The sequence below is a fragment of the Methylobacterium trifolii genome, assembly GCF_022179685.1.
Taxonomy (GTDB): domain Bacteria; phylum Pseudomonadota; class Alphaproteobacteria; order Rhizobiales; family Beijerinckiaceae; genus Methylobacterium; species Methylobacterium trifolii.
This window is the reverse complement of record NZ_BPRB01000114.1, coordinates 1-22,322: the sequence shown is the minus strand read 5'-3', so window position 1 is coordinate 22,322 and position 22,322 is coordinate 1. Positions and strand designations below refer to the sequence as shown.

The window sequence follows — 22,322 nt, the reverse complement described above, 5'->3', positions numbered from 1 at the left end:
TCCGAGCCGCTCAGGTCCAGGCTTGCCCCCGATCCTCGGCGAGGTCGTCCTCCAGCGTCTGCGCGAACCGTGCGAGCGGGACGTCCCAGGGCTCGATGATCGCCGCGCGCCCGCCCGCGTCCCAGGTCCGGAAGGCGTCTTCGACCAGCCGGACGAGTTCGGCCACGCTGTTCGACACGGGGATGCCGAACTCGCGGTGGGCCGGGATGTCGGAGGCGATCACCGGCAGGCCCATGGCGCGCGCCTGCCCGATGCCGAGGTTGTAGCCCTCCCAGCGGGAGAAGTTCATATAGAGGTCGCCGGCGACGTACAGGTCGGTCATCTCCGCATCGGAGACGTTCGCGAACACGCGCAGACCGCCGGCCTCGACATAGGCGACGTCCGCCTCCTTGCCGCGGCCGGCAAGGACGAACACCACCCGCGAGACGAGGTCCCGGTCGGCGAACAGGACCTGCTGGAAGAGATCGATGTAGACGTCGATCCCCTTGTAGAAGCGCTCCTCGTAGCCGAACCGGCAGACGTTCAGGACGACGAACCGGCCCGCGAACCCGAGTGTCTCGCGCAAGGCCGCGCGCCGGTCCCGACGTTGCCCGTCCCAGGTCGCGAGATGCGAATTCCCGTTGCGCACCACGAGCGCGTCGGCCCGGTATTGCTGATCGAAGATCGCCTGCGAGATCGTGAAGACGCGCTTCACGCCCGCCACGCACATCCGCTTCTCCCAATCCACGTCCTCCCGTTCCTCGCGGCTGTCGAACAGGTGCGGGAACGGCTCGCCGTGATCGTAGACGTAGAGGAGCGGGCGCTGCCCGAGGTAGCGCGCCAGGGAAAAATAGGGCGGGGTGTGGGCGACGACGCAGTCCATCGCCTCGCTCACCGCATAGGCCGCAAGCTCGTCGGGCTGCCGGAGCGGCACGCGGGTGCAGCCGCGATAGGTTATGTCGCCAGGGCCGGCGGGACCGCCGACGAACACCTTGAACCCGCGCTGCCGCAGGAACGCGGCCTGCTGCGCCACCACCATGGCGACGCCCGAGCCGAAATCGTGGGTCACGCTCAGGAGCAGTATCCGCCAGCCGCCGTCCGGGCCGGCTTCGGCCCGCCGCCACGGCCGCACCCGGCGCGGCGGGCGGGCGAGTTCGCCGACCCGCTGCAGGGACAGGTTGGGATTGTAGCTCGGGTCGTCGTGCAGGATCGCCGTGTACCGCTCCCGCACGTAGATCGCCTCCCGCGCGTTGCGCTGGCGCTTGAGCCGGGAATCGTCGTGTCCGCGCGAGATCGACTCGTGATGGTAGAACAGCGGCTCGGCGACGTAGACGTTCCGGTAGCCCGCCCGGTGCACGTCGATGCACAGCTTCACGTCGTTGAAGGCCACCCGCAGGGCGGGGTCGAAGCCGCCCAGGCGTTCGAACAGCGCCCGCCGCACGGCGAGGCAGGCTCCGGTGACGGATACCATCTCGCGGGTCACGTCGATGCGGGCGGCCTCGTCGACGTCCGCCCCGTGCAGCCGGTGGGCGCCCACGAACTGGACCCCGAGCACGGTCCCGCCGTGCTGCACGGCCTCGTCCGGATAGAGCAGTTGTGCGCCGACGATGCCGACGTCCGGGAGACGCAGGTGGTGCATGAACCGGCGCAGCCAGTCGGGCCGGTTGACGGTCATGTCGTTGTTGAGGAAGACGAGCACCTCGGCGTCCGTGGATGCGGCGCCGTCGTTGCAGATCTTGGCGAAGTTGAAGGCTCCGGGGGAGCGCACCACCGCGACGCTGTCGGAATCCTGCAGCGTCGCGAAATAGGCGAGCGTCTCGTCTTCGACGGAATCGTTGTCGACGATGGTGATCCCGAAGAGCGCCTTCGGATAGTCGGTCTGCGCCAGGATGCTGTCGATGCCGGCCTTGAGGATGCCCGCCCGGTCCCGCGTCGGGATGACGATCCGCACCCGTGCCAGACCTTCGTCGGACATGTCGGGCGCCTCGGGAGGCGGGGGAGCATCGGGCACGGGCTCGAAACCGTCGTAGACCGCCGGGGCGCCCGTCCCGGGCAGGCCGTAGAGCACCCAAGGCGCGCGCGAGACGCGATCCCGGTCGAGTGCGAGCAGCGCCCGGGCGATCGATCCGGCCGCATCGGTGCGCGGGCCACCGTCCGCATGCCCGACCGAGCCCAGGGCGGCGGCGATCGCCTCCCGGACGCCCGGGCCGATCCGGAAGGCCGCGAGCGGACCCGCATACGGCAGGCGCTCCATGAAGGCAGGCGACATGTCCGGCTTCAAGACGGGACGCAGCCGCGTCCCGGCCGCATCCACGAGGTCGTGGTCGGCATAGACCGCTTGCAGGGCCCGCTCGCCCCCTCGGGCGCACAGGGTCGAGGCCAGCACGTAGGCGGCGTGCGGGCGGAGCCGGACCTGCCCCCCGTAGATCAGTGCGATCGCGCCTTCGGGCAGCCGTGCGAGGTCGGCCCGAGTCTCGTCCGCATCACCGGGGCGGCCGTTCTGCCATCTCACCCCGACCTGATCGGGCGTTCCCGTAGCCCGGCCATCGCCGTCCGGCAGGCAGAGCCCGAACACGGGCGGCAGCGCCGCCGCCGCGCCGTCCGCGCGGATGCGGTCGAGATCCGCTTCGGTCAGGTCGTCGAAGGCCGCGATCCAATCCTGGTAGCTGATGCTTCGTCCCGCCTCGGCATCGGCCCTGGGAATCGCCTGCTCGCCGGCGAACTGGCCGATGCGCAGGTAATGCTCGATCGCGCTCCCGGCCTCGGCTGCCCAGTCGGGATGACGCAGGACGTAGGCGGCCGTGTCGAAGCCCGGCCCCGGATCGCGCCGCTCGGCCGCACCGTCCTTCAGGAAGTGATCGATCGGGACGGTCTTCGAGCGGCGCACGTCGTGGTTGCGCGCGTTGTACCAGTCCGGGTCGAACAGCCCGCTGCGCTCCAGCAGCCATCGCAGCGTCTCGGTATCCTGCGAGAGCCAGAGCGGCCGTGTCGCGGCGACGCCCTCGCCGATGGCCAGCAGGAACGGCGGCTTGGCGCCGTGCCGCGCCTCCGGCCGGTGCCCGAGATACCGCTGCGTCGAGAAGTTCGGGCCCGGCTCCCGGTGCTCGTCGAGGCCGTACTCGCAGAAGTGCAGGAGCGGCCCGGCCTGGAAGGCGGCAACCTCCGGATAGGCGTGAAGGTACCACGCCGCGTCGAACAGTCCCGAGGCCCGCACCGCTTCGACGACCTGCGGGTCGGGGCGGGTCGACCGCGGACGCTTTTTCCAGAAGAGCATGGGGGCCTGTACTCTGTTCCGCAGTCTCGGGCGAGATGGAACTCCAGTCGGACCGCCTCGGGGCCGCATTAGGACAGGCGGCTGGTCTCCGGCGCGACGATCTCACCTTTGAGACCGAATTGCGGCGGCCCGAGGCGACAGTGGCTCGATAACCGCACCGTCGGACAATAGCCGGATGGCACCGCCTGTCTTCTATCCGGGCGCCCCGGCGACGGTTAAGATTTCGTTAACGGAGTCGGAGTGTCCTGCGTGCCCAACGAGCCGACCTATCCCGACGGTGGTCGCCCACGGCGCGCGCTCGGTCGCTGCCTGGCCGTGGCGCTGGCCCTGCTCACCCTGGCGGCACCGGCTCTGGCCCAGGTCCGCACCCTGCCGCGCACCGGCGGCAACGCCGTGCTGCTCCGGCTCAAGCTGACCGTGAACAAATCCCAGACCATCAAGGTCTCCGAGGCCTTCGCGGACCTGCTCGTCGGCTCCTCCGAGATCGCCGACGTGGTGCCGATCAGCGATCGGACCATCTACCTGCTCGGCAAGAAGGTGGGCACGACGAACGTCTCGCTGATCGATTCCGAGAAGCGGCTCGCCGGCCTGATCGACATCGAGGTGCGCCCCGACGTGCGCAACATCGAGAGCCAGGTCCGGCGCAGCACCGGTGAATCCGGCCTGGCCGTGGAGAGCCAGGGGGAGAAGGTGGTGCTGACCGGGGTCGCCGCCGACGCGCCGACCGTCGACCGGGCGATGCAGGTCGCGCCCCCCGGCACCGTCAACCTGACCCGGGTGCGCTCGCCGCAGCAGGTGATGCTGAAGGTGCGCTTCGTGGAGGTGAACCGCAACGCGGGCCGCGAGTTCGGCATCCGCTACGAGTTCGGGGGGCCTCGGACCCTGGCCGCGGTCGGCAATTTCGGGGCGGACGCACAGATTTCCAGTTCGGCCGCCTCGTCGGGCCTGCTCTCCGGCGTGGTGGGCAGCGCGGTCAAGGCGGCGACCGGCGGCGTCCCGTTCGCCAGCGTCGTGCAATCCTTCGGCGGATCGTCGGGGCAGCTCGACGTGTTCATCAACGCGCTGGAGACCAAGGGGCTGCTGCGCCGGCTTGCCGAGCCGAACCTGATCGCGCAATCCGGGGACCGGGCCGAGTTCCTGGCCGGCGGCGAGATCCCGATCCCGATCGCCAACCAGACCTTCAACGGCTCGCCGCAGATCACGGTCTCCTACAAGGAGTTCGGGGTGAAGCTCGCCTTCACGCCGACCGTGCTCAGGAACGGCAAGATCCACCTACAGCTCGAACCCGAGGTCAGCGACATCGACCCGACGCTCTCGGTCGCGGTCGGGGCCGGCGTCTCGGTGCCGGGTCTGACCAAGCGCCGGGCCCGCACCAACGTCGAGTTGAGCGACGGCCAGAGCTTCGCCATCGCCGGACTGCTCCAGACCCAGTCGACCCGGACGATCGAGCAGCTGCCCTGGCTCGGATCGATCCCCGTGCTCGGCGCGCTGTTCCGCAGCCCGGCCTTCCAGGAGCGCGAGACAGAACTCGTGGTCATCGTCACGCCGGCCCTGGTCAAGCCGACCAAGCCGGGTCAGGTGCTGGCCACGCCCCTCGATACGACCCTGCCGGCCAACGACGTGGACCTGTTCGTCAACGGCAAGACCGAGATCGCCCGCGACACGCGCGTGTTCGTGACCTCGCGCGGCGGCGCGATCGGGCCGCACGGGCACATCGTGCCGCCACCCGCGGGCGAGGTCGACGAATTCGGTCGCGCTGCGGTCATGCGGTGAGGCTCGGCATGCGCCGCCCGCTCCTCCTCTGCCTCACCGCCGCGCTGCCGCTCCTTCTGACGGCCTGCCAGGATTACCTTGCCCGGCGCGACACGCTGACCCTCGGCTCGGGCGAGGCGGTCCAGGCCAACATGGCCCGGCACGTCATCGACCCCTGGCCGCCGCGATCGGACCGCATCGATTTCGAAACCGACGGCGAGCGCGCGGCACACGCGATCGAGCGTTACCGCAACCCGTCCAGCGGCTCGGGCATCGCCATCCTGCCGCCGGTGCCGGTCGGCCCGTCGAACGTGCCGTCCATCAACGCGCCGTCGCTGCGCTGAGCCCACAGCGTTTTCGCGGGAAGCGGTCGGCGGTTCGCGGGACGGGAATTCCGCACGGCGGAGACGGCGCGTCGCCTCACGAATCGAGGGCCGGGAGAGGGCCGGAATGGTCGAGTTCGCGGTCTGCCTTCTCCTCGTCGCCGTCGCGGTCGAGGACCTGCGCCGGTTCCGCATCCGCAACCTGTCCGTCCTGCTGCTGAGCGCGGGGTTCGTGGCCCATTGCGTCGAGCGCGGCACGACGTTCCTCCTCGTCCCGCACGCGATCCTCGCGGGCGCCGCATTGGCGCTTCTGATCGCGGCCTTCGTGCTCGGGGCGATCGGCGGCGGCGATGCCAAGCTGCTCTCGGCGGCCCTGTTCTGGGTCGGCCCGGAGGGGGCCTTCGTCTTCGCGGTGATGCTCCTCGTCCTCACGCTGCTCACGATCGTGGCCGCGCGCCTCGGGCTGGTGGCCTCCCGCGGCACCGGGCGGGCCGCCAAGATCCCGTTCGGGCCGAGCATCGCCGGCGCGTGGCTCGGCGTGATCGGGGCCTCGCATCTGCTCTGATCGCAGGCGCGCCGGCAAATAAAGACCGCTGCCTGCATCGGCGCATGGCCGTTCCGTCACGGTCCTCGCCTTGCAGTATAGGCGGTGGACTTTGGATCACGCGCGCGCGCCGTCTTGCCTCTGTTGACACGACCGGTCCGTTAAGGAACGGTCAACCATGACGCCGGGCGCGTATCAGATGCCCGGTCACAGGGAGAGTGAGCGATGAGTTGGCTGCGGCGCTTTGCCAAGGACGAAGACGGCGCGGCGATGGTGGAGTATGCCCTGCTCGTCGCACTGGTCGCATTGGTGGCCATCGTCGGCGTGTCGGCCACGGGCACCAGCATCAACGCCCAGTTCGCCAAGATCAGCTGCAAGGTCGCCAATCCGACCGCGGCCTGCGATCAGTGAGGTTCGGTTCGCGCATCTCTCTTCTCGTCGCCCTCGTCTTCGGGGCGACGGCCGCGTTCCTGGTCCGGGGTCTGATCCAGGACATGGGCGCGGGCAAAGAGAGCGCGCGGACCATCGTCGTGGCCAAGGCCGGGATCGCGCCGGGGATGGCCCTCGGCCGCGAGAACCTGCGCGAGGTGCCCTGGCACGCCAGCGAAACCCTCGACGGGTCCTTCGGCACGATCGCCGAACTCACCCGGGACGGGCGCCGCCTGGCGCTCGCCACGCTCCAGCGCAACGAGCCGGTGCTCGCCTCCCGCATCACCGCGCCCAACCAGCGCGCCACCCTGTCGACGCAACTCGAGGACGGCATGCGCGCCGTCTCGGTGCGCGTCGACGAGGTCCGCGGCGTCGCGGGCTTCGTGCTTCCCGGCGACCGGGTGGACCTCGTCCTGACTCGCGGCGAGAACGGCGGCGCCGACCAGAACGCCTTCGCCGACATGCTGCTCCAGAACGCCAAGGTGTTGGCCGTCGACCAGGTGGCGACGGAAGGGCAGGACAAGCCCACGGTGGCGCGCGCAGTCACCCTGGAACTCACGGCCCAGCAGGCGCAACGGGTCGTGCTGGCCCAGGGTATCGGCCGCATCTCCCTGGTGCTGCGGCAATCCAACGGCGGCGACGACAAGGCGACCGCGCGGGTCACCGCGCAGGATCTCGGTGCGGCGGACCCGTCCGAGCGTGACCGCTTCGCCGAGATGGAAAAACGGCTTGCGGACATGAAGCAGGCTGCCGATGCCGCCCGCGCCGAGTCCGAGCATCAGGCGGCCCAGCGTCTGGCCGAGACCGAGGCCCGCATCCGCGGCGAGATGATGCGCACGCCTGCCCTACCGGCCGCCATCGTGGCGCCGGCGGCCAGACCCGCATCGCCAAGTTCCGTCGTCAACGTGATCCGCAACGGCTCCAAGACGGAGCAGTACACGGTCGCATCCGAGCGCTGATCCCGGTCTCTCGACGCACCGGTTCTTGCCCTCGCGCGCGTCCCGCGCAAGATGAGCCGGTCCGTCGATCGGCCCGATCCGGCGGGTCCCTATCGGTCGAGTCGGGGTGGCGACGGTGCAGTGCTTTATCGTCGGGGCCGACCGCGAGGACGGGTGCAGGCGCCTGCTGGCGGGGATCGCCCAACCGGTCTCGCGAGCGACCGTCTCGGTCGCGAGCCTGTCGGCCCTGGGCGGCGACCCGCGCTTCCTCCAGGCCGCCCGCCCCCTCGTCCTCGTCGGCGACATGCCGGCGGAGCCGGTGACGGCGGCCGAGGTCGTGGCCTTCGCCCAGGAGCAGCGTGGGCACGCCTTCACCGTCTACGTCGCCGACACCATCGCCCCCGACGATTACAAGCAGCTCGTGCGCAGCGGCGCGGCCGAGTGGATACAGTGGGGAAGCGCGGCGCAGGAGCTGCACGACCTCGCCGCCCGCCTGCACGGCGCCGACCTGGTGGAGCGCACCGCGCGCATCGTGAGCTTCCTCCCGAGCAAGGGCGGCGTCGGCAACACCACCCTGGTGGTCGAGGCCGCGTCCTGCCTCGCCGGCCGGCTCAAGCGCGGCGGCGGCCGCATCGCCGTGCTCGACCTCAACCTCCAGGGGGGGACGCTGGCCGACATCCTCGACCTCGAACCGCGCTTCGACATCGGCGAGGTGATGGGGCGGCCGGAACGCCTCGACGAGCAGTTGATCGGGGTGTTCACCAGCCGCCACTCGGACCGGCTCGACGTATTCGCGAGCCCGGCGCGCCGGATCGGTCCCGAGGAGATCGATCCGCAGATCGTCTTCGCCTTCATCGACAGCATCAGCACGCGCTACGAACTGATCCTGTTCGACCTGCCCCAGCACTGGCTCTCCTGGACCGACAGCCTGATCAAGGGGTCCGACGCGGTGGTGCTGACCGGCTCCACCAACGTCCCGGCCCTGCGCAAGCTCACCGGCAAGCTCGCCTACCTCAAGGAGATGGGTGTGCCCGAGAACCGGATCGCCACGGTCCTGAACGGGGCGGAGGTCGACCTTCTCGGCCGCGTCGCGCGCCGTGCCGAGATCGAGCGGGTGCTGAACGGCCAGCGCTGCCTGTTCGTGCGCCGCGACGGCGCGGCGGTGGACGAGGCGGCCGACGTCGGCCGGCCGCTCTCCGAGACGGCGCCGTCGAGCCGGATCGGCCGGGACGTCCGGGCGCTGGCCGACTGGATCGAGGCCGCCACCGGACGCCTCGCCGGAACCGAGCCGCAGGCCGCCGCGACCGGGGCGGCCGCGTGAGCCGGGGCTTCTCCGACCGCTGGCGCGGCGGCGGCGCGCAGCCCGCCCCCGTGGCGGTGGAGCGCCCGATGCCGGCACCGCTGCCGCCGCCCGAGCCCGTCGCGGCCCCGAAGGCCTCGCTGATCGACGCCAAGGTCAAGCTGCACGGGCGGATCATCGACGAGTTCAACCTCGCCCTGATCGAGAAGCTCTCTCCCGACGAACTCGCCCGGCAGGTCGGGCGCTTCGTGGCCGAGTACGCCTCGCAGGAGCGCCTGCCCCTCAACCAGCGCGAGCTGGAGGTCTTCGCCGCCGACGTGCTCGACGAGATGGTCGGGCTCGGGCCGATCGAACCGCTGCTCAAGGACCCGAGCGTCACCGACATCCTGATCAACGCGCACATGTCGGTCTACGTCGAGCGGGCCGGGCAGCTCGAACCGGCGCCGGTGCGCTTCAAGGACGAGGCGCACCTCCTGCGCATCATCAACAAGATGGTCGCCGCGGTCGGCCGGCGGGTCGACGAATCCTCGCCGATGGTGGATGCGCGCCTGCCCGACGGCTCGCGCGTCAACGTGGCGATCCGCCCGGTCGCCGTCGACGGGCCGCTGGTCTCGATCCGCAAGTTCGCCAAGCGCCCGATCTCGATGGACCGCCTGATCGAACTCGGCGCCCTGCGGCCGGCCATGGCCGAACTGCTCAAGGCGGCGGTGCGCGGGCGCATCTCGCTGATCGTCTCGGGCGGCACCGGCTCCGGCAAGACGACGATGCTGAACGCTCTGTCCTCCTACATCTCGGCCAAGGAGCGCCTGATCACGATCGAGGACGCGGCCGAGCTGCAATTGCAGCAGCCGCACGTCGCCCGTCTGGAGACGCGGCCCCCGAGCGTCGAGGGCCGCGGCGAGATCCGCCAGCGCGAACTCCTCAAGAACGCCCTACGGATGCGGCCGGACCGCATCGTGCTCGGCGAGTGCCGCGGGGAGGAGGCCTTCGACATGCTCCAGGCGATGAACACCGGGCACGAGGGCTCGATGACCACGATCCACGCCAACACGCCCCGCGACGCCCTGTCCCGCATCGAGCAGATGATCGGCATGGCGGCGGCCTCGATGTCGGTGACCTCGATCCGCAGCCAGATCGCCTCGGGTATCCAGATCGTGCTGCAGCTGCAACGCATGAGCGACGGCAAGCGCCGCCTCACCAGTCTCGCCGAGGTGACCGGCATGGAGGGCGACGTCGTCCAGATGCAGGAGATCTACAAGTTCGTCCGCGAAGGGCTGGACGAGCGCCAGGGCATCCTCGGCAGCTATCGCGCCACCGGCGTGCGCCCGCGCTTCCTCACCGAGCTGAAGGCGCAGGGCGTGGACCTGCCGGCCTCCCTGTTCGATCCCAAGTCCGCGCTATGAGGCCCGGCGTGACAGAGCCCGGTCGGTGGAGGTGACGCCATGGAGCAATGGCTGATCCTGCTCCTCGTCTTCGTGCTGGTGTTCCTCGCCGTCCAGCAGTTCCAGGCCGGCTTCGGTGGCCTGGTGCAGGACCGCGCCCGGCGTCAGCGGCGCGTCGAGGAGCTCAAGGGCGGTGAGAGCGAAGACCCCGACATCCTGCGCCGCCGGGCCGGGCGCTTCGCCGACAATCCCCTGGCGGCGCGCCTCAACCGGCTGATCGTGCAATCGGGCACGCGGCTCACCGGCGCGACCCTGGCCCTCGTCTGGCTCGGGCTCGCCCTGGTCTGGTTCATCCTGCTCGGCGTCCTCGGCAACGCATCCCTCAGGCTCGCCGCCGCGACCGCCGGCTCGGGCCTGAGCCTGCTCCTGTGGCTGCGGCTCAAGCGCGGCCGGCGCATGGCCCGGTTCGGGGAGCAACTGCCCGAGGTGATCGACGTGATCGTGCGCTCCTTGCGGGCGGGGCATCCGCTGCCGGTCTCCCTCAACCTCGTCGCCCGCGAGATGCCGGAGCCGGCCGGCCCGGAATTCGCCCTCGTGGTCGACGAGGTCAGCTACGGCCGCAGCCTCACGGAGGCGCTCGGCAACCTTCATGCCCGCGTCGGCTACCCCGAACTGAAGTTTCTCGTCGCCTCCGTCTCGATCGCCCAGCAGACCGGCGGCAACCTCGGGGAGGTGCTGTCGCGGCTCTCGCGGATGCTGCGCGAGCGCTTCCGCCTGATGCGCCGCGTCCGGGCGCTGTCGGCGGAAGGGCGTTTCAGCGGGCTGGCCCTCAGCGTGCTGCCGGTCGCACTGTTTGCCCTGATCAACCTCGTCAGCCCGGCCTATTACGCCGAGTTCTGGCGCAGTGCCGCCGCATCCAGCGTGCTCGGCGTGAGCATCGGGCTGCTGACCCTGGGCAACCTCGTCATCTACCGCCTCGTCAACCTGAAGGTCTGATCCGTGCCCGCGCAGGTCAGTCCGCTCCTCCTGGTCACGCTGCTGGTGTTCGGCTCCGGGGTGCTCGCGGTCTACGCGGGCACGCAGGCGCTCGCCCATCGCAACCGTCTGCGGCGGCGCTTCGCCGGCCTCGCCGGACCGCTCGCCGCCCCCGGAAGCGCGGACGCGCCGGGCTGGCTGGACATCGACCCGGCCCGCCTCGGGATCGACCGTGCTGCCCAACGCACGCTCCAGGCGGCGCTGATCCGGGCGGGTTTCTTCGCGCCGTCCGCGGTGGCCGCCTACGCGGTGATCCGGCTGGCGCTCCTCGCGGTTCTGCCGCTCGGCGGCCTCGCCCTGTCGTTCGTCGCCTTCCCTGCCGTCGGCCCGTTGGAGCGGGGCGTGCTCACCCTCGTGCTGCTGGCCATCGCAATCGTCATCCCGCGCGCCAGCCTGTCGCGGCGCCAACGGGCCCTGGAGGGCAAGTACCGGCTCACCTTCCCCGATTTCATCGACATGCTGGTGATCTGCATCAACGCCGGGCTGAGCCTGGAGGCGGCCCTCGACCGGGGCGCGCGCGAACTCGGCGATGCGGACTGGGAGTTGCGCGCCAACCTCGCCCTGATGTCCGGCGAGATGCGGGCGGGCAAGAGCACGGGCGACGCCCTCAAGGCGCTGGCCGACCGGCTCGGCCTTGCCGAGGCGCGCTCGTTTGCCGCCCTGCTTCATCAGACGCTGGAACTCGGCACCGACATCGTCCAGGCGCTGACCACCTTCTCCGACGAGATGCGCGACAAGCGCATGGCGCGGGCGGAGGAGAAGGCGGCAGCCCTCCCGCCGAAGCTGACGCTGCCGTTGGGGCTGTTCATCTTCCCCGTGGTGCTGATCGCGGTCCTCGCGCCGGCCGTGCTTCGCATCATGAACGCGGTCCGGCCATGAGACGGTGCGTAGCCCGCCATGCGGGGACGCTCAGGGCGCTCGCCCGCTGCCGCGAGGGCGCGGCGATCCTGGAATTCGCCCTCGTCCTCCCGATCCTGCTCCTCCTCGTCGGGGCCTGCTTCGAGATCGGCCGGGCGCTCCTCATCTACCAGTCGATGACCGAGGCGGTCCGCAGCGGCGCGCGCACCCTCGCCCGCCTGCCCGATCCGACCTGCCGCGACGGCTGCGCACCCGGCGTGACCGGGGCCGTCGAGCGGGCGCGGGGGGCGATCGCGGCGCGCGGCGGCCTCACGGCCGACAGCGTCAGGGTGGTCCCGATGCTCGACCCGTCGCCGGGGACCGTCGGCCTGCGCGCCGAGGTCGGCCTCACGCCTCAGATCCTGTCGGGGTTCGGGCTGGACCGGGCGCTGACGCTCCGGGCCTCCCATCAGGAGGTGCGTGTTGGGGAATAGCCCCCGCGCGCGTCCGCGAAGGCGCGTCGCCGACCTCCCGCGTTGCCGGGACGGCGCCGCGCTCGTCGAGGCGGCCATGGTGCTGCCGATCCTGCTCCTGATCGTCTTCGCCCTCACCGAACTGAGCCTGTACTTCTGGACCCAGAGCCGGGCCGAGAAGGCGGTCCAGCTCGGCCTTCGCCGCGCCGTCGTCAGCGATCCCGTCGCGGTCGGGCCGGGCCTCGACCCGGCCGGGAGCGAGGCGTGGTGGGACGGCCTGCCCCTCGGCCTGCGCTGCTATCCGGCCGGCGCCGGGCCCGGCCCCTGTCCCGCCTTCGCGGTCGCCTGCGACCTGGAGGCCGGCTGCCGCTGCGACGGCGGCTGCCGCTTCGGCCTCGACCGGGCACGGCTCGACGGCATCGTCCAGACCATGCGTGCCGTCCTGCCGGACCTGCGCCCCGAGAACGTGCGGGTCGGCTACAGGACGAACGGGTTCGGCTATGTCGGGCGCCCGCTTCCCGTGCCCGTCGACGTCACCGTGAGCCTGGTCGGGATGCGCTACTCCACCCTGTTCCTCGGCGACCTGTTCGGAGCGAGCCTGCCGTTGCAGGCGCAGGCGCAGCGGCCGAGCGAGGACCTGCTGTCGCGATGATCCGCGCCATCCGCCACGTGGGAGCCCGCGCCGCGCGCCTGCCCGGCGACGAGGACGGCTTCGTGCTCGTCTTCTTCGCGGTCTGCCTGCCCGCGCTGCTCGGACTCGTCGGGCTCGCCATCGACGGCGGGCGGCTGATGACGCTCGACACCCAGGCCGCTGCCGTGGCCGACGCGGCGGCGCTGGCCGCGGCAAGCCGCCTCGACCGCTCGGACGGCGCCATGCCGGCCGCGCGCGCGGCGGCCTACGCCCTCGCCAACCGGCCGACGCTCGCGGACGGGCAGGTCCCCGGCCCACGCCTGACCTTCCGCTTCGCGGCGCAACTGCCGGACCTGCGCCGCCCCGGCCCGGGCCTTGCGGATGCCGCCTCCGCCCAAGCCGCCTACGTGGAGGTGGCGACGGCGGCCGTCTCGCTCACCACGAGCTTCCTTCAACTCGTTGGTGCGCGCCCCGAACCGATCCGGCGCCGGGCCATCGCCGAGTCACAGTACTACGCCTGCGACGTCACGCCCGCGGTGCTGTGCCAGCCCGACCCGGAGGGCTTCGCGGCGAGCGCGCGTCCAGGCCGGCAATACCTGCTGCGCATGGACGGCAACACGGGTGCGGGCTCCATCGTCCTGCTCGGCCGCTCGTCGCGCAGCGAACCGCGCCAGAGCCTGCGCGACTTGGCGAGCGGCGCGCCCGCCTTCTGCTATGCCGACGGCGTGGCCCTGCGCCGGACCATTGCGCCGCAGGAGTTCGATGCGGCCCTGAACACCCGCTTCGACCGCGTCGTGGACCGGACGGGGGCGCCGCTCGCGCCGGACCTCGCCGTCCATGCTCCGGCACCGAACGTGATCCAGGGCCGGCACTACGACACCTGCCTCTCGCTCCCCCAGGGCTTCGACTTCAACCCGCCGTTCCCGCTGCCGCGGGACTCGGCCTATGCCGGCTTCACGCTCAGGGGCTTCTGGAACCAGGGCGTCGGCGATTGGCGGAGCGCGCCCGCCCGGGGCGGCATCGGCTTCGGCCTGCCGAACGCGCTCGAGGAGTACATCGCCTGGAATCACGACGATAAGCCGCAAAACGTCCTGGACCGGTTCCGCAACGCGGCGACGCGCTGGGACCTGTACCTCGCCGAACTCGGGCTGACCCGCGCCACCGAGACGGTGCCCGTCGACACCCGCGGCCTCGGCCCCGCGCGGGCGACCATGCCGACCGGCGGCCCAAACCAGTATTCCAGGCAGCGCGAGAACGCGGTGCCGATCTGCTACGGCGGCAACCGGCCGGCCACCGACGCGCGGCGGCGCATCCTCTACCTCTCGGTCGCCGATTGCGGAGCGTTCCCGGCGGCGGCCAATGCCGCGTCCCTGTCGCGGCACGTGGCGAAGTTTTTCCTCACCGAGCCGTCGGACCTCGGCCTGACGCTCGCCGAGTTCGTGCAGTTCGTCCGACCCACCGACGACGACGGCAAGCTGCGCCACGTGGTGCAACTCGTCTCGACCTATTGAGGGCGGCGGCCCTCCACGGAACCGGCAACGAAAAAGCCTCCCTGCGACGGTCATCGCAGGGAGGCTTTCTCGTGCATCGCGCGTTGATGCGGGGCACCCGGTCTCCGGGTGCCCCGCCAGCGCGACTAGCGGATGGTGCCGTTCAGGCCGTTCGGGAAGAAGCCGGTCGGCTGGGCGTTGCCGTTCAGGTAGACGATCCGCAGAACCTCGGTGGTGGTGCGGGCGTAGGGCAGGCCGGTCGCCGGGTCGGTCAGGGAGGTGTTGGCGGTCGTCACGGTGCCGATGCCCTGGTCGTCGTCGTTCGAGTTGTCCAGACGGTCGCGGGCGTCGGAGATCGCCTGGGCCTGCGAGTAGAGACCGCGGCTGTAGAGCACCGTGCGAATCGTGCCGGCGTGATAGGCCTCGGCCGCGAGCAGGCCGCCGGCGGCGGCCAGGATCTGCTTGCTGCTGATCAGCGGTGCGGCGCCGAGATAGGCCGAGACGCCGACGTCCTCGAAGATGAAGGCCGCGAGCAGGAAGTTGGTCTCGTTCGCGTAGGCGTCGAAGGTGCTGCCGAGACCGGCGAAGGAGGCGGCGATGTTGAAGGCGTTGCTGATGTCGATCGCCGGGCGGTTGACGCGGGCGCTGCCGAGGGCGCTGCGCAGGAGCTGCACGTGCGCACGCTCTTCCGCCGCGATCTCGAAGGCGTAGTTGCGGATCGCGTCGGTGGCGAAGGTCACCTGGCGGCCGCCCGCGACCGGACCCAGTGTGCCGGTTCCGCCACCGATCTCGGAATTGGAGAGGCCCGCGCCTGTGGCAGCGCGCAGGTAGAACTCGGCTTCGAGATATTCGAGGTTGAGGGCGAAGTTCAGGATGTCGGTGTCGGTCACGGTCTGTGCAGCGGCCTCCTGGACCGCGCCCGTCCCGAAGATGGCCGCGCCTGCGACGCCCAGGCCCACGTTGCGCAGGAAGGCGCGACGCCCGGCTTCGAGATTGAGCTTGCGCGTAACGGTCTTACCGGTCTCCGGATCGGGCAAATGCACGAGATCGATGGTCATAGCGTTCCTCTCTGTGATCTTCTTACTCGATCATACGAGCGGCACCGTACAGCCTTTCAGCATACTGACAAGTGATTTTAACTTTATCGGCAGAGTCTACTGTCCCGACTTGATAAAAAGGGATAGAGTCCTTGATCTAAGGCCATTAAATAGGAAAATATATTCGTAAAACTGACGGCTGTGCTTTGGAAACACTGTTGCAAAACGTCTACGCTGCGGCCAAGCATAAAGTTTCGGCAGCCCCGATCACATATTTGTGATCGGGGCTGCGATCCAACGTTCTCCAGGGGACGAACCGATTCGCGGCGGATCGTCCGGCTGCCATGGGCATGCCGGACGATCCCGCGTGTCGTCCCGAACCCGCAACAAGCCCTTGATCGGCAAGGACGTTTGTCCCGCAACGGCCCTCGGACCCGTCCGCCCGCGCGAGACGCGACGTCCCGAGGCGGAGCGAGGGCGTCGCATGGGACATCCGGTCGATTGTTTCGCGATGCGGATTTCGGCCTCGATCGAGCGGACACGGTATCGGGGACGCCCTACAGCCCGTACGCGCGGCGGCAGCGCGCGAGGATGTCGCTGCACGGCATCAGGTTGAACGCATCCGAGAGCCGTGCATCGCAGAAGCCGAGCCGGCCGATCTGCTCGACCGATCGTGCGGGCAGGCTCTCGGCCGGACGCCGTTCCTTCCACACGATGAGCTGTCCGTGGTTCTCGGCCACCGTCGCGAACGAGTGGCTCTGGAAGTACGACTCGATGAGGAAGACGATCTTGTAGACGTCCCCCATCCAGTCGCCGTCCTGCTGGCCGATGCGGCGGCGCAGTTCGAAGCTCAAGGCCAGATCGGGCAAGGAGGCGTGATAGCTCGACGGGATGACGTCGTCGACGATGATGATGCCGTCGTCCTTGATGCAGGCCAGCGCGTTGGTGAAATCCTTCAGGATCTGCTCGAAGGTGTGCAGGCCGTCCAGAAAGATCAGATCGTAGCGGCGACCCGGGTCCTGGGCGAAGTAGCTGTCGCTGGGCACGGGATGGAACGTGCAGCCCTTCGCGCGTTCCGGATCGGGCGGCAGGGCGAACTTGAACTCCGGATCGACCGCCACCTTCCGCGGCGCGTCGACGGCGAAGAAGGTGGTGCCCTCGTCCACGCCGACTTCCAGATAATCGGGATCGTCGTAGAGCTTGAGAAACTGGTTGATCACGTCCGACCTGAGCATGCGTCCTGATCCCGATGCGTGTGTTGCGTGGTGAGGTGACGCGCGAAGCGCCGATGACAATGGGCTGGAGGCGGGCGCCGTCCGGCATGTTGGCCCACGCCTGTGCCGCGCAGTGTTGGTCTGGTTTCGGGCGACATCGGCGACGAGCGCGATGCTGCTCGACATGGTGGTCGGGCGTTGATTGGATTGGACTTTCCGTGACACGTATTTGCGCGGAGGCCGGCATCGAGCGCAGACGCGACCATGTCCTTGAAGGCCGAGGCCGGGCGCTCCACCGCTTCGCCGGCCGCGATGCGATCGACGATGAGGGATCGAGGCAGTCAACCGAGGGGCTGTTCGGGGCCGGCATTTGGGGATGATAGATCCGCCAACGGTGATCCGCTTGCACAGGCGCTAGATCGTGGGATTGCCCCGTTGTGTGGACGGTCAGAGGACCTGGGTGATTATGGGGGCGGGTAACGGACCGGACCGGGTCTCCTGCTCGTAGACGGTAGGCGAGCGCCGGATGCAGGCGCTGTGGGTTATGGATGCCCTCGATGTCGCCGAAGCAAGTGATCCGCGCGTCGGCCAGCGAGCGCGAGCGGCGTTCGTCCGCCGAATCTCATGGGTCTTCGCCTATGAGATACGGTATCAGAGGCGCGTCTGGCGACGTCCGGGCCGGGACGGGGATGGCGGGACCTGACCACCAGCACGGAGGCGGCCTTGGACGCCGCACAGAAGTCAACCGTGGGCGTGCAAGACCCCTGGCCGCGGCAACGTTGGCTGCCGTCATTGCCATCGGCGCCGCACCCAAGCCTGCGGCGGACCCGACGCTCGTCCTCGGTTCCACCGGCTGGACACTCGAGTATTTCGGGCCCGACGTAACGATCCTGCGCGCTACCCTCTCGCGCGAGACGAGCGGTGAGGCCGGAAACGTGGTGCTGTCCTGTGCAGGACGCCGGCGACGGCTGACGATCGGGTTGCCCCGTTTCGCCCGACCACAAGCCGCGGGTACCGCATCCGGGTCGCTTCTGATCCGTGCTTTTCCGCGCAGTCCTGCTGACCCGTTTGTAATCGCGCACGTCCAGCCGAGTCAGGCTGGCACCTTCTCCGCGGCCAACGAGGTGGGACAGGGCGAAGAGCCGGTGCTGGCCTTCGCGCGCCTCCTGCTCGACCGTCCGCAGCGCCTCGACCTCCTGTCGCGCGATGTCCCCCGGCCTGTGGCCTTCGGATCATTGACGCCGCTTCAGGTGTCCCTATCCTGGACGCCGCGCGACACGCTTGCGTTTCAGGCATTCTTGGCTGCCTGCACGCGCGCTTCGCTTCGACAATGATGAAACGGCGGGATTTTGCGAATCGACGGCCGGACGAAGAGACGTGCCGGCTCAGGGCGCGGCAAGGGTAAAGTCGTGTCAGACGGAACGCCGCCGACGATCAGCGAGGGGAGGCATGATGCCCATCCGTGCTCCGGCGCAGCGCGGAAGCCGCGGGCGGGTTGGACCCGGGACGAAATCGCAGTCACGGCGCTGCACGCCAAACACACGATCCGTCGCTCCTGGCTCGGCCTCGTCTCAGCAGGGCTCGCGGCCCTGATGATGTCCGGCTGCCAGACGGGCGGCAACACTGACCCTGTGCAGGTCGCCGATCCGCCGGCCTTTGAGACCGGCATCCTCACCTCGAACGAGGCCAACAGGCTCGGCCGGCAACAACTCGCGGCCGGGAACTACGGCATGGCCGAGCGACATTTTCGCGATGCGGTGGAACACAACCAGGACGATGGTCCCTCGTGGATCGGTCTTGCTGCGGCCTACGACAATCTCGGCCGCTTCGAACTCGCCGACAGGGCCTACGGTCAGGCCATTCGCATCCAGGGCGAGACGTTGTCGATCCTGAACAACCGCGGCTATTCTCTGCTGTTACGAGGAGACAAGCGGCGGGCCCTGGTCCAGTTCGATCGGGCCCTGGCCCTGGACCCGACCAATCCGGTCATCCGCAACAACGTGCTGCTGCTGCGCACGGGTGAGCGCGGCAACAAGGCGGTCCCGCTCTGATGCGGAGTAGGCATGATCATGAGGGGTATTGAGACGATCGTACGGTTGAGCGGGTAGGTGTATACTGTCGCCCGCGAGTGACATTGCTCCGTGCATGCGACCGTTTAAAGCCCCGAGAATAACGCGATCCGCGCCCGCCGATGCCACATCGCGCGCTCAGGCTGCGGTGGTGTGGTGTCTATTTGGTACGACCTGCCGCCTGCTTGGCCATGCCTATGTCAGCTTACAGAAGCTGCGACGTTGCACAGGAGCGACCGGGCCGGGTCGAAAGACGAATGTCCGCCTCCGGGTGTACGGCCAAGCTCTTTGGGCGCACACTCGAGACAAGCATGTCGTCACAGTAGGGTATACCTTGACGTGACGTAACTTAAAGCGGACTCAGAACCGTAACATCGAGGTTGACATCGACTATTTGTGACACGGTAGCCTCGGGCGTAAAGCCTGAGGTGACACATGCCACGCATCGGTTACGCCCGCGTCAGTACCATCGACCAAGACCTAGACGTCCAGCTTGTCCGGCTAAAGGCCGAGGGTTGCGCCATCGTTCGATCGGAGAAGATCTCCGGCGCCAGCCGGGATGGCCGAGCCGAGTTGGCGACCGTCCTCCCGTTCCTGCGGCCCGGCGACGAACTAGTCGTCACCCGTCTCGACCGCCTTGGTCGCGAAACCCGCGACGTCCTCAACGTCGTGCACGAGGCTGAACAGTTGGGAGCCTCGGTTACCGTGCTCGACCCGCATGTCTCGACGCGTGGTGAGATGGGCCACGTGGTACTCACCGTGCTCGGCATGGTGGCGCAGATGGAGCGGCGCTTCATCAAGGAGCGGCAGCGTGAGGGCATCGCGCGGGCCAAAGGCGTCGGCGTCTACACCGGCGGGCAGCGTCGGCTCGATCGTGAACGGCTCCGGGCCCTACATGCCGCCGGTCATGGGCCTTCCGTCATCGCCGCCACCCTCGGCTGTTCGCGGATGCACGTCTACCGAATCTTGTAGGAGAACATCTAGCGGGCTTCAACCAGCCGCGATCTGACAAGCAGCCGGTCCGGCCGGTCCAACACCGAGGACTGCTTGACGACCGCTCTGGGGCATTGGGAAGATCATCGTCATGGCAGTCTAGTTGGCCCCGAGCGACCGTGTCTGACCGAAGCAGCCGGTTCTCTTCTCAGTCTCGCACCAACCGAAGCAGAAGATGCGAGATAAGCGCTGCTGATATCGGCTTACGACTGTTTTGTCGACACTTCAAAAATCGACACGCTTTCTTGACAAAAGCGAACCATCCGGTGTCGGCGCGCAAACGGTGTCGCAGCGACGTCGGAAAATCGATCGGATTGCCGACACGTATGTCAATGGGACGGCTGTCTCTTTTGGGTGGTAGCTGCTTAGGAACAATCAGTACCGCGATGCCGATGCGCCCGAGACGACGGCCCCCGATGCCGCCCCCTTGGCCGTTACTCTGTTCCTGGCGGGGCAGCGTCATCTCGGCGGCCGGTGTCGCGGTCTTCGACATAGTGGCGGGGCGTCGACCAAGGGGCAGACCATCTGAACGTTATCTAATAACGTAAAATGTAAAACCAGCACTGGCTTGACCCGAGGGACGCCAACATGGTCCTAACGACCAATCCTGTTCGGCGGCTATCGTGACTGATGAGGCAGATAGCTCGCAACCAGGATCTGAAGTCCCCGATCCCGTGGTCGGAGCGCACGAACACTGACGTTGGGAGGCCGTTTCAATGACCATCGGGACCAAGGATTTTTTTACGGGGACGGCCAGCAACAACAACTATATCATGGAGACTGATTCAACGTGGGCCGGCGCCGTCACAGTTAACGCGTATACCGGCGAGTTGGTCTCGCTGTCCGGAAGAAACCGGTCCTTCGACAACTACAACGGCCTGGGTGGCACCGACACGTTTGGAGGGACCGGAACAGGAGACGGAGTCGTCTACGGTTCGGTCAATGATATCAATGCCCAGAATTTTATGTCCATGGAGCAATTCTTCATGGGCGGGGGGAACGATGTTCTGAACCTGACTTCCGGCCCCAATGGTAGCACGAGCTATAGTGGCGCCACGAATTTACAGGGCGGCCTCGGCAACGATACGATTTGGGGCGGTAGTTCTGGCGAGATCATCGTCGGCGAATACAACGTTTTTACCGCAGGACAAGGCGGCGCCGACAACCTTCATGGCGGTGGCGGCAACGATACAATTTTCGGTGACGGGCGCAGCGTCGGCAAAGCCGTCGTCCTGGGTGATGATACGATCGACGGAGGAACGGGCAACGATCTCCTGTTTGGGGACGGCCAGACGTTTGGTTCCGATTTCACCGGCACGCGTGGGCGCAACACCTTCCGCTTCGATGGGCCGGGCAGTGGGCAGGATACGATCGGCGCCGCCCCTTCATCAGGCAGTTTCTTCCCGAACTTTTTCCAGCACGGGCTCGACCACATACAGATCTCCAGTGCCTACGGACTGACGGCTGCACAGGCGCTCGCCGCAACCACGAACAACGGGAACGGACATGCTGTCGTCAACCTTGGCAATGGAGATACGATCACGCTGTTCGGCGTCACCTCATCGACTCTGACGGCCAGCGACTTCATCATCCGCCGTGGAGGACTTGGAGGCTCCATCTGGCTGGATCAGAACAGAAATGGCGTACTGGATCCTTCCGAGACTGGACTCGCCGGCGTCCGAGTCGAAGCGGTGCTAAATAGTGCTGTGGTGGGAACGACCAACACAGACGCAAACGGTATCTACCTTTTTAATGATCTCGCTGCCGGAACTTATACTGTTCGCCTGGCCGCCTCAAATTTCGATGCCGGCGGACCGCTGTTTGGTACAACACAGACCTATGATGCCGACGGTTTGGGAACCGCGAACCAAGCGAGCGTTACGCTGGGCGAGGGGAGGTTCAGCCAAGTCAATAACTTCGGCTACGCGGTGGGTGGAACTGACCTGAGCATCGTCGCATCAGTCTCAGACCAGACGCCGCCCCTTGGTGACGATGTGATTTTCACCCTCTTGCTCACCAACAACGGGCCGGGCACGGGGACGGGGGTGGTGGTCCGGGACCTCCTTCCGCCAGGTCTGACATTCGTGAGCGCAGCGCCGTCGCAAGGCACCTACGATCCGGTGACAGGCGTGTGGACGGTCGGCACCGTTACGACCGCCAATCCTCTCAGGCTTACCCTCACCACGACGGTCACCACCGACGCTCCTCTGACAAACACGGCCACGATCATCGCAGTTGATCAGGGCGATGCAAACGCAGCGAACAACAGCAGCAGCGTGACCATAGATGCCGACATCTTGCCTCGGATCTCGATCGGGGACATCTCAAAGAACGAAGGCAACGCCGGCACGACTAGCTACAACTTCGTAGTCGAGCTCTCCAGTGCCAGTCCAGATACGGTTACAGTCAATTACGAAACAAACGATGACACTGCTACTGCCGGGTCAGACTACAACGCCGCTTCCGGCACGCTGACATTTCTTCCCAACCAGACTTCTCAGACCGTAACCGTAATTGTCAGCGGCGAAACCGTCTTCGAGCCCGAGGAGACCTTCTTCGTCAACCTAACAGATCCCACCAACGCCACGATCGCGGCCGATCAGGGGGTCGGCACGATCACCA

At 68.1% G+C, this 22,322-nt stretch carries 19 protein-coding genes; 16 read left to right on the top strand and 3 right to left on the bottom strand.

The window, feature by feature from the left end; translation table 11 throughout:
* Nucleotides 1–10: 10 nt before the first annotated feature.
* Nucleotides 11–3,253, bottom strand: coding sequence for a glycosyltransferase (locus COGEMETH_RS10900; RefSeq protein ID WP_238182587.1), 3,243 nt, complete (start codon nucleotides 3,251–3,253; stop codon nucleotides 11–13).
* Nucleotides 3,254–3,502: 249 nt separating this feature from the next.
* Between COGEMETH_RS10900 and COGEMETH_RS10895 the strand changes: the two genes are divergently transcribed.
* From COGEMETH_RS10895 to COGEMETH_RS10840, 12 genes are all read left to right on the top strand, one after another.
* Nucleotides 3,503–5,026, top strand: coding sequence for a type II and III secretion system protein family protein (locus COGEMETH_RS10895; RefSeq protein WP_238182586.1), 1,524 nt, complete (start codon nucleotides 3,503–3,505; stop codon nucleotides 5,024–5,026).
* Between the two features lie 8 nt (nucleotides 5,027–5,034).
* A complete protein-coding gene (locus COGEMETH_RS10890; RefSeq protein ID WP_238182585.1) occupies nucleotides 5,035–5,349 on the top strand; it encodes a hypothetical protein in 315 nt (104 codons plus the stop codon).
* A 106-nt stretch (nucleotides 5,350–5,455) separates the two neighbouring features.
* Complete coding sequence (locus COGEMETH_RS10885) at nucleotides 5,456–5,893, top strand: prepilin peptidase (protein ID WP_238182584.1); 438 nt, start codon at nucleotides 5,456–5,458, stop codon at nucleotides 5,891–5,893.
* 204 nt (nucleotides 5,894–6,097) lie between these two features.
* Nucleotides 6,098–6,283 (top strand): Flp family type IVb pilin, encoded by a 186-nt coding sequence (locus tag COGEMETH_RS10880; protein ID WP_238182583.1) that lies wholly within the window; start codon nucleotides 6,098–6,100, stop codon nucleotides 6,281–6,283.
* The gene (gene cpaB, locus COGEMETH_RS10875; RefSeq protein ID WP_238182582.1) at nucleotides 6,280–7,260 is read left to right on the top strand and encodes a Flp pilus assembly protein CpaB; all 981 of its coding nucleotides are present in this window, start codon (nucleotides 6,280–6,282) and stop codon (nucleotides 7,258–7,260) included. The genes COGEMETH_RS10880 and cpaB overlap by 4 nt, the downstream gene beginning before the upstream one ends.
* Before the next feature lie 115 nt (nucleotides 7,261–7,375).
* Nucleotides 7,376–8,560, top strand: coding sequence for a CpaE/TadZ family protein (locus COGEMETH_RS10870; protein WP_238182581.1), 1,185 nt, complete (start codon nucleotides 7,376–7,378; stop codon nucleotides 8,558–8,560).
* Nucleotides 8,561–8,628: 68 nt separating this feature from the next.
* Nucleotides 8,629–9,942 carry a TadA family conjugal transfer-associated ATPase gene (locus COGEMETH_RS10865; RefSeq protein ID WP_238182611.1) on the top strand — a complete coding sequence of 438 codons (1,314 nt, stop codon included), beginning with the start codon at nucleotides 8,629–8,631 and terminating at the stop codon, nucleotides 9,940–9,942.
* 39 nt (nucleotides 9,943–9,981) lie between these two features.
* Complete coding sequence (locus tag COGEMETH_RS10860; RefSeq protein WP_238182580.1) at nucleotides 9,982–10,917, top strand: type II secretion system F family protein; 936 nt, start codon at nucleotides 9,982–9,984, stop codon at nucleotides 10,915–10,917.
* A 3-nt stretch (nucleotides 10,918–10,920) separates the two neighbouring features.
* Nucleotides 10,921–11,835, top strand: a complete 915-nt coding sequence (locus COGEMETH_RS10855) for a type II secretion system F family protein (RefSeq protein ID WP_238182579.1) — start codon at nucleotides 10,921–10,923, stop codon at nucleotides 11,833–11,835.
* Entirely contained in the window at nucleotides 11,832–12,287 is a 456-nt protein-coding gene (locus COGEMETH_RS10850) for a TadE/TadG family type IV pilus assembly protein (protein ID WP_238182578.1), read from the top strand. Before COGEMETH_RS10855 ends, COGEMETH_RS10850 begins: the two co-directional genes overlap by 4 nt.
* Nucleotides 12,277–12,918 (top strand): TadE/TadG family type IV pilus assembly protein, encoded by a 642-nt coding sequence (locus tag COGEMETH_RS10845; protein WP_238182577.1) that lies wholly within the window; start codon nucleotides 12,277–12,279, stop codon nucleotides 12,916–12,918. Before COGEMETH_RS10850 ends, COGEMETH_RS10845 begins: the two co-directional genes overlap by 11 nt.
* On the top strand, nucleotides 12,915–14,408 hold the full coding sequence (locus COGEMETH_RS10840) for a TadE/TadG family type IV pilus assembly protein (RefSeq protein ID WP_238182576.1): 1,494 nt from the start codon (nucleotides 12,915–12,917) through the stop codon (nucleotides 14,406–14,408). The genes COGEMETH_RS10845 and COGEMETH_RS10840 overlap by 4 nt, the downstream gene beginning before the upstream one ends.
* Nucleotides 14,409–14,533: 125 nt before the next feature.
* On the opposite strand, the gene COGEMETH_RS10835 is transcribed toward COGEMETH_RS10840, so the two are convergent.
* Together COGEMETH_RS10835 and COGEMETH_RS10830 are read right to left on the bottom strand one after the other, a co-directional pair.
* Nucleotides 14,534–15,445: a ferritin-like domain-containing protein gene (locus tag COGEMETH_RS10835; protein WP_238182575.1), complete on the bottom strand. Its 912-nt coding sequence runs from the start codon at nucleotides 15,443–15,445 to the stop codon at nucleotides 14,534–14,536.
* Nucleotides 15,446–15,981: 536 nt separating this feature from the next.
* The gene (locus tag COGEMETH_RS10830) at nucleotides 15,982–16,824 is read right to left on the bottom strand and encodes a class I SAM-dependent methyltransferase (RefSeq protein WP_238182574.1); all 843 of its coding nucleotides are present in this window, start codon (nucleotides 16,822–16,824) and stop codon (nucleotides 15,982–15,984) included.
* Nucleotides 16,825–17,417: 593 nt separating this feature from the next.
* Between COGEMETH_RS10830 and COGEMETH_RS10825 the strand changes: the two genes are divergently transcribed.
* The 4 genes from COGEMETH_RS10825 to COGEMETH_RS10810 all read left to right on the top strand — a co-directional run.
* Nucleotides 17,418–17,972 (top strand): hypothetical protein, encoded by a 555-nt coding sequence (locus COGEMETH_RS10825; protein ID WP_238182573.1) that lies wholly within the window; start codon nucleotides 17,418–17,420, stop codon nucleotides 17,970–17,972.
* A 75-nt stretch (nucleotides 17,973–18,047) separates the two neighbouring features.
* Complete coding sequence (locus COGEMETH_RS10820; RefSeq protein WP_238182572.1) at nucleotides 18,048–18,689, top strand: tetratricopeptide repeat protein; 642 nt, start codon at nucleotides 18,048–18,050, stop codon at nucleotides 18,687–18,689.
* Between the two features lie 453 nt (nucleotides 18,690–19,142).
* Nucleotides 19,143–19,679 carry a recombinase family protein gene (locus tag COGEMETH_RS10815; protein WP_238182571.1) on the top strand — a complete coding sequence of 179 codons (537 nt, stop codon included), beginning with the start codon at nucleotides 19,143–19,145 and terminating at the stop codon, nucleotides 19,677–19,679.
* A gap of 737 nt (nucleotides 19,680–20,416) precedes the next feature.
* The coding region (locus COGEMETH_RS10810; RefSeq protein WP_238182570.1) for an SdrD B-like domain-containing protein at nucleotides 20,417–22,322 on the top strand (1,906 nt) is incomplete at its 3' end.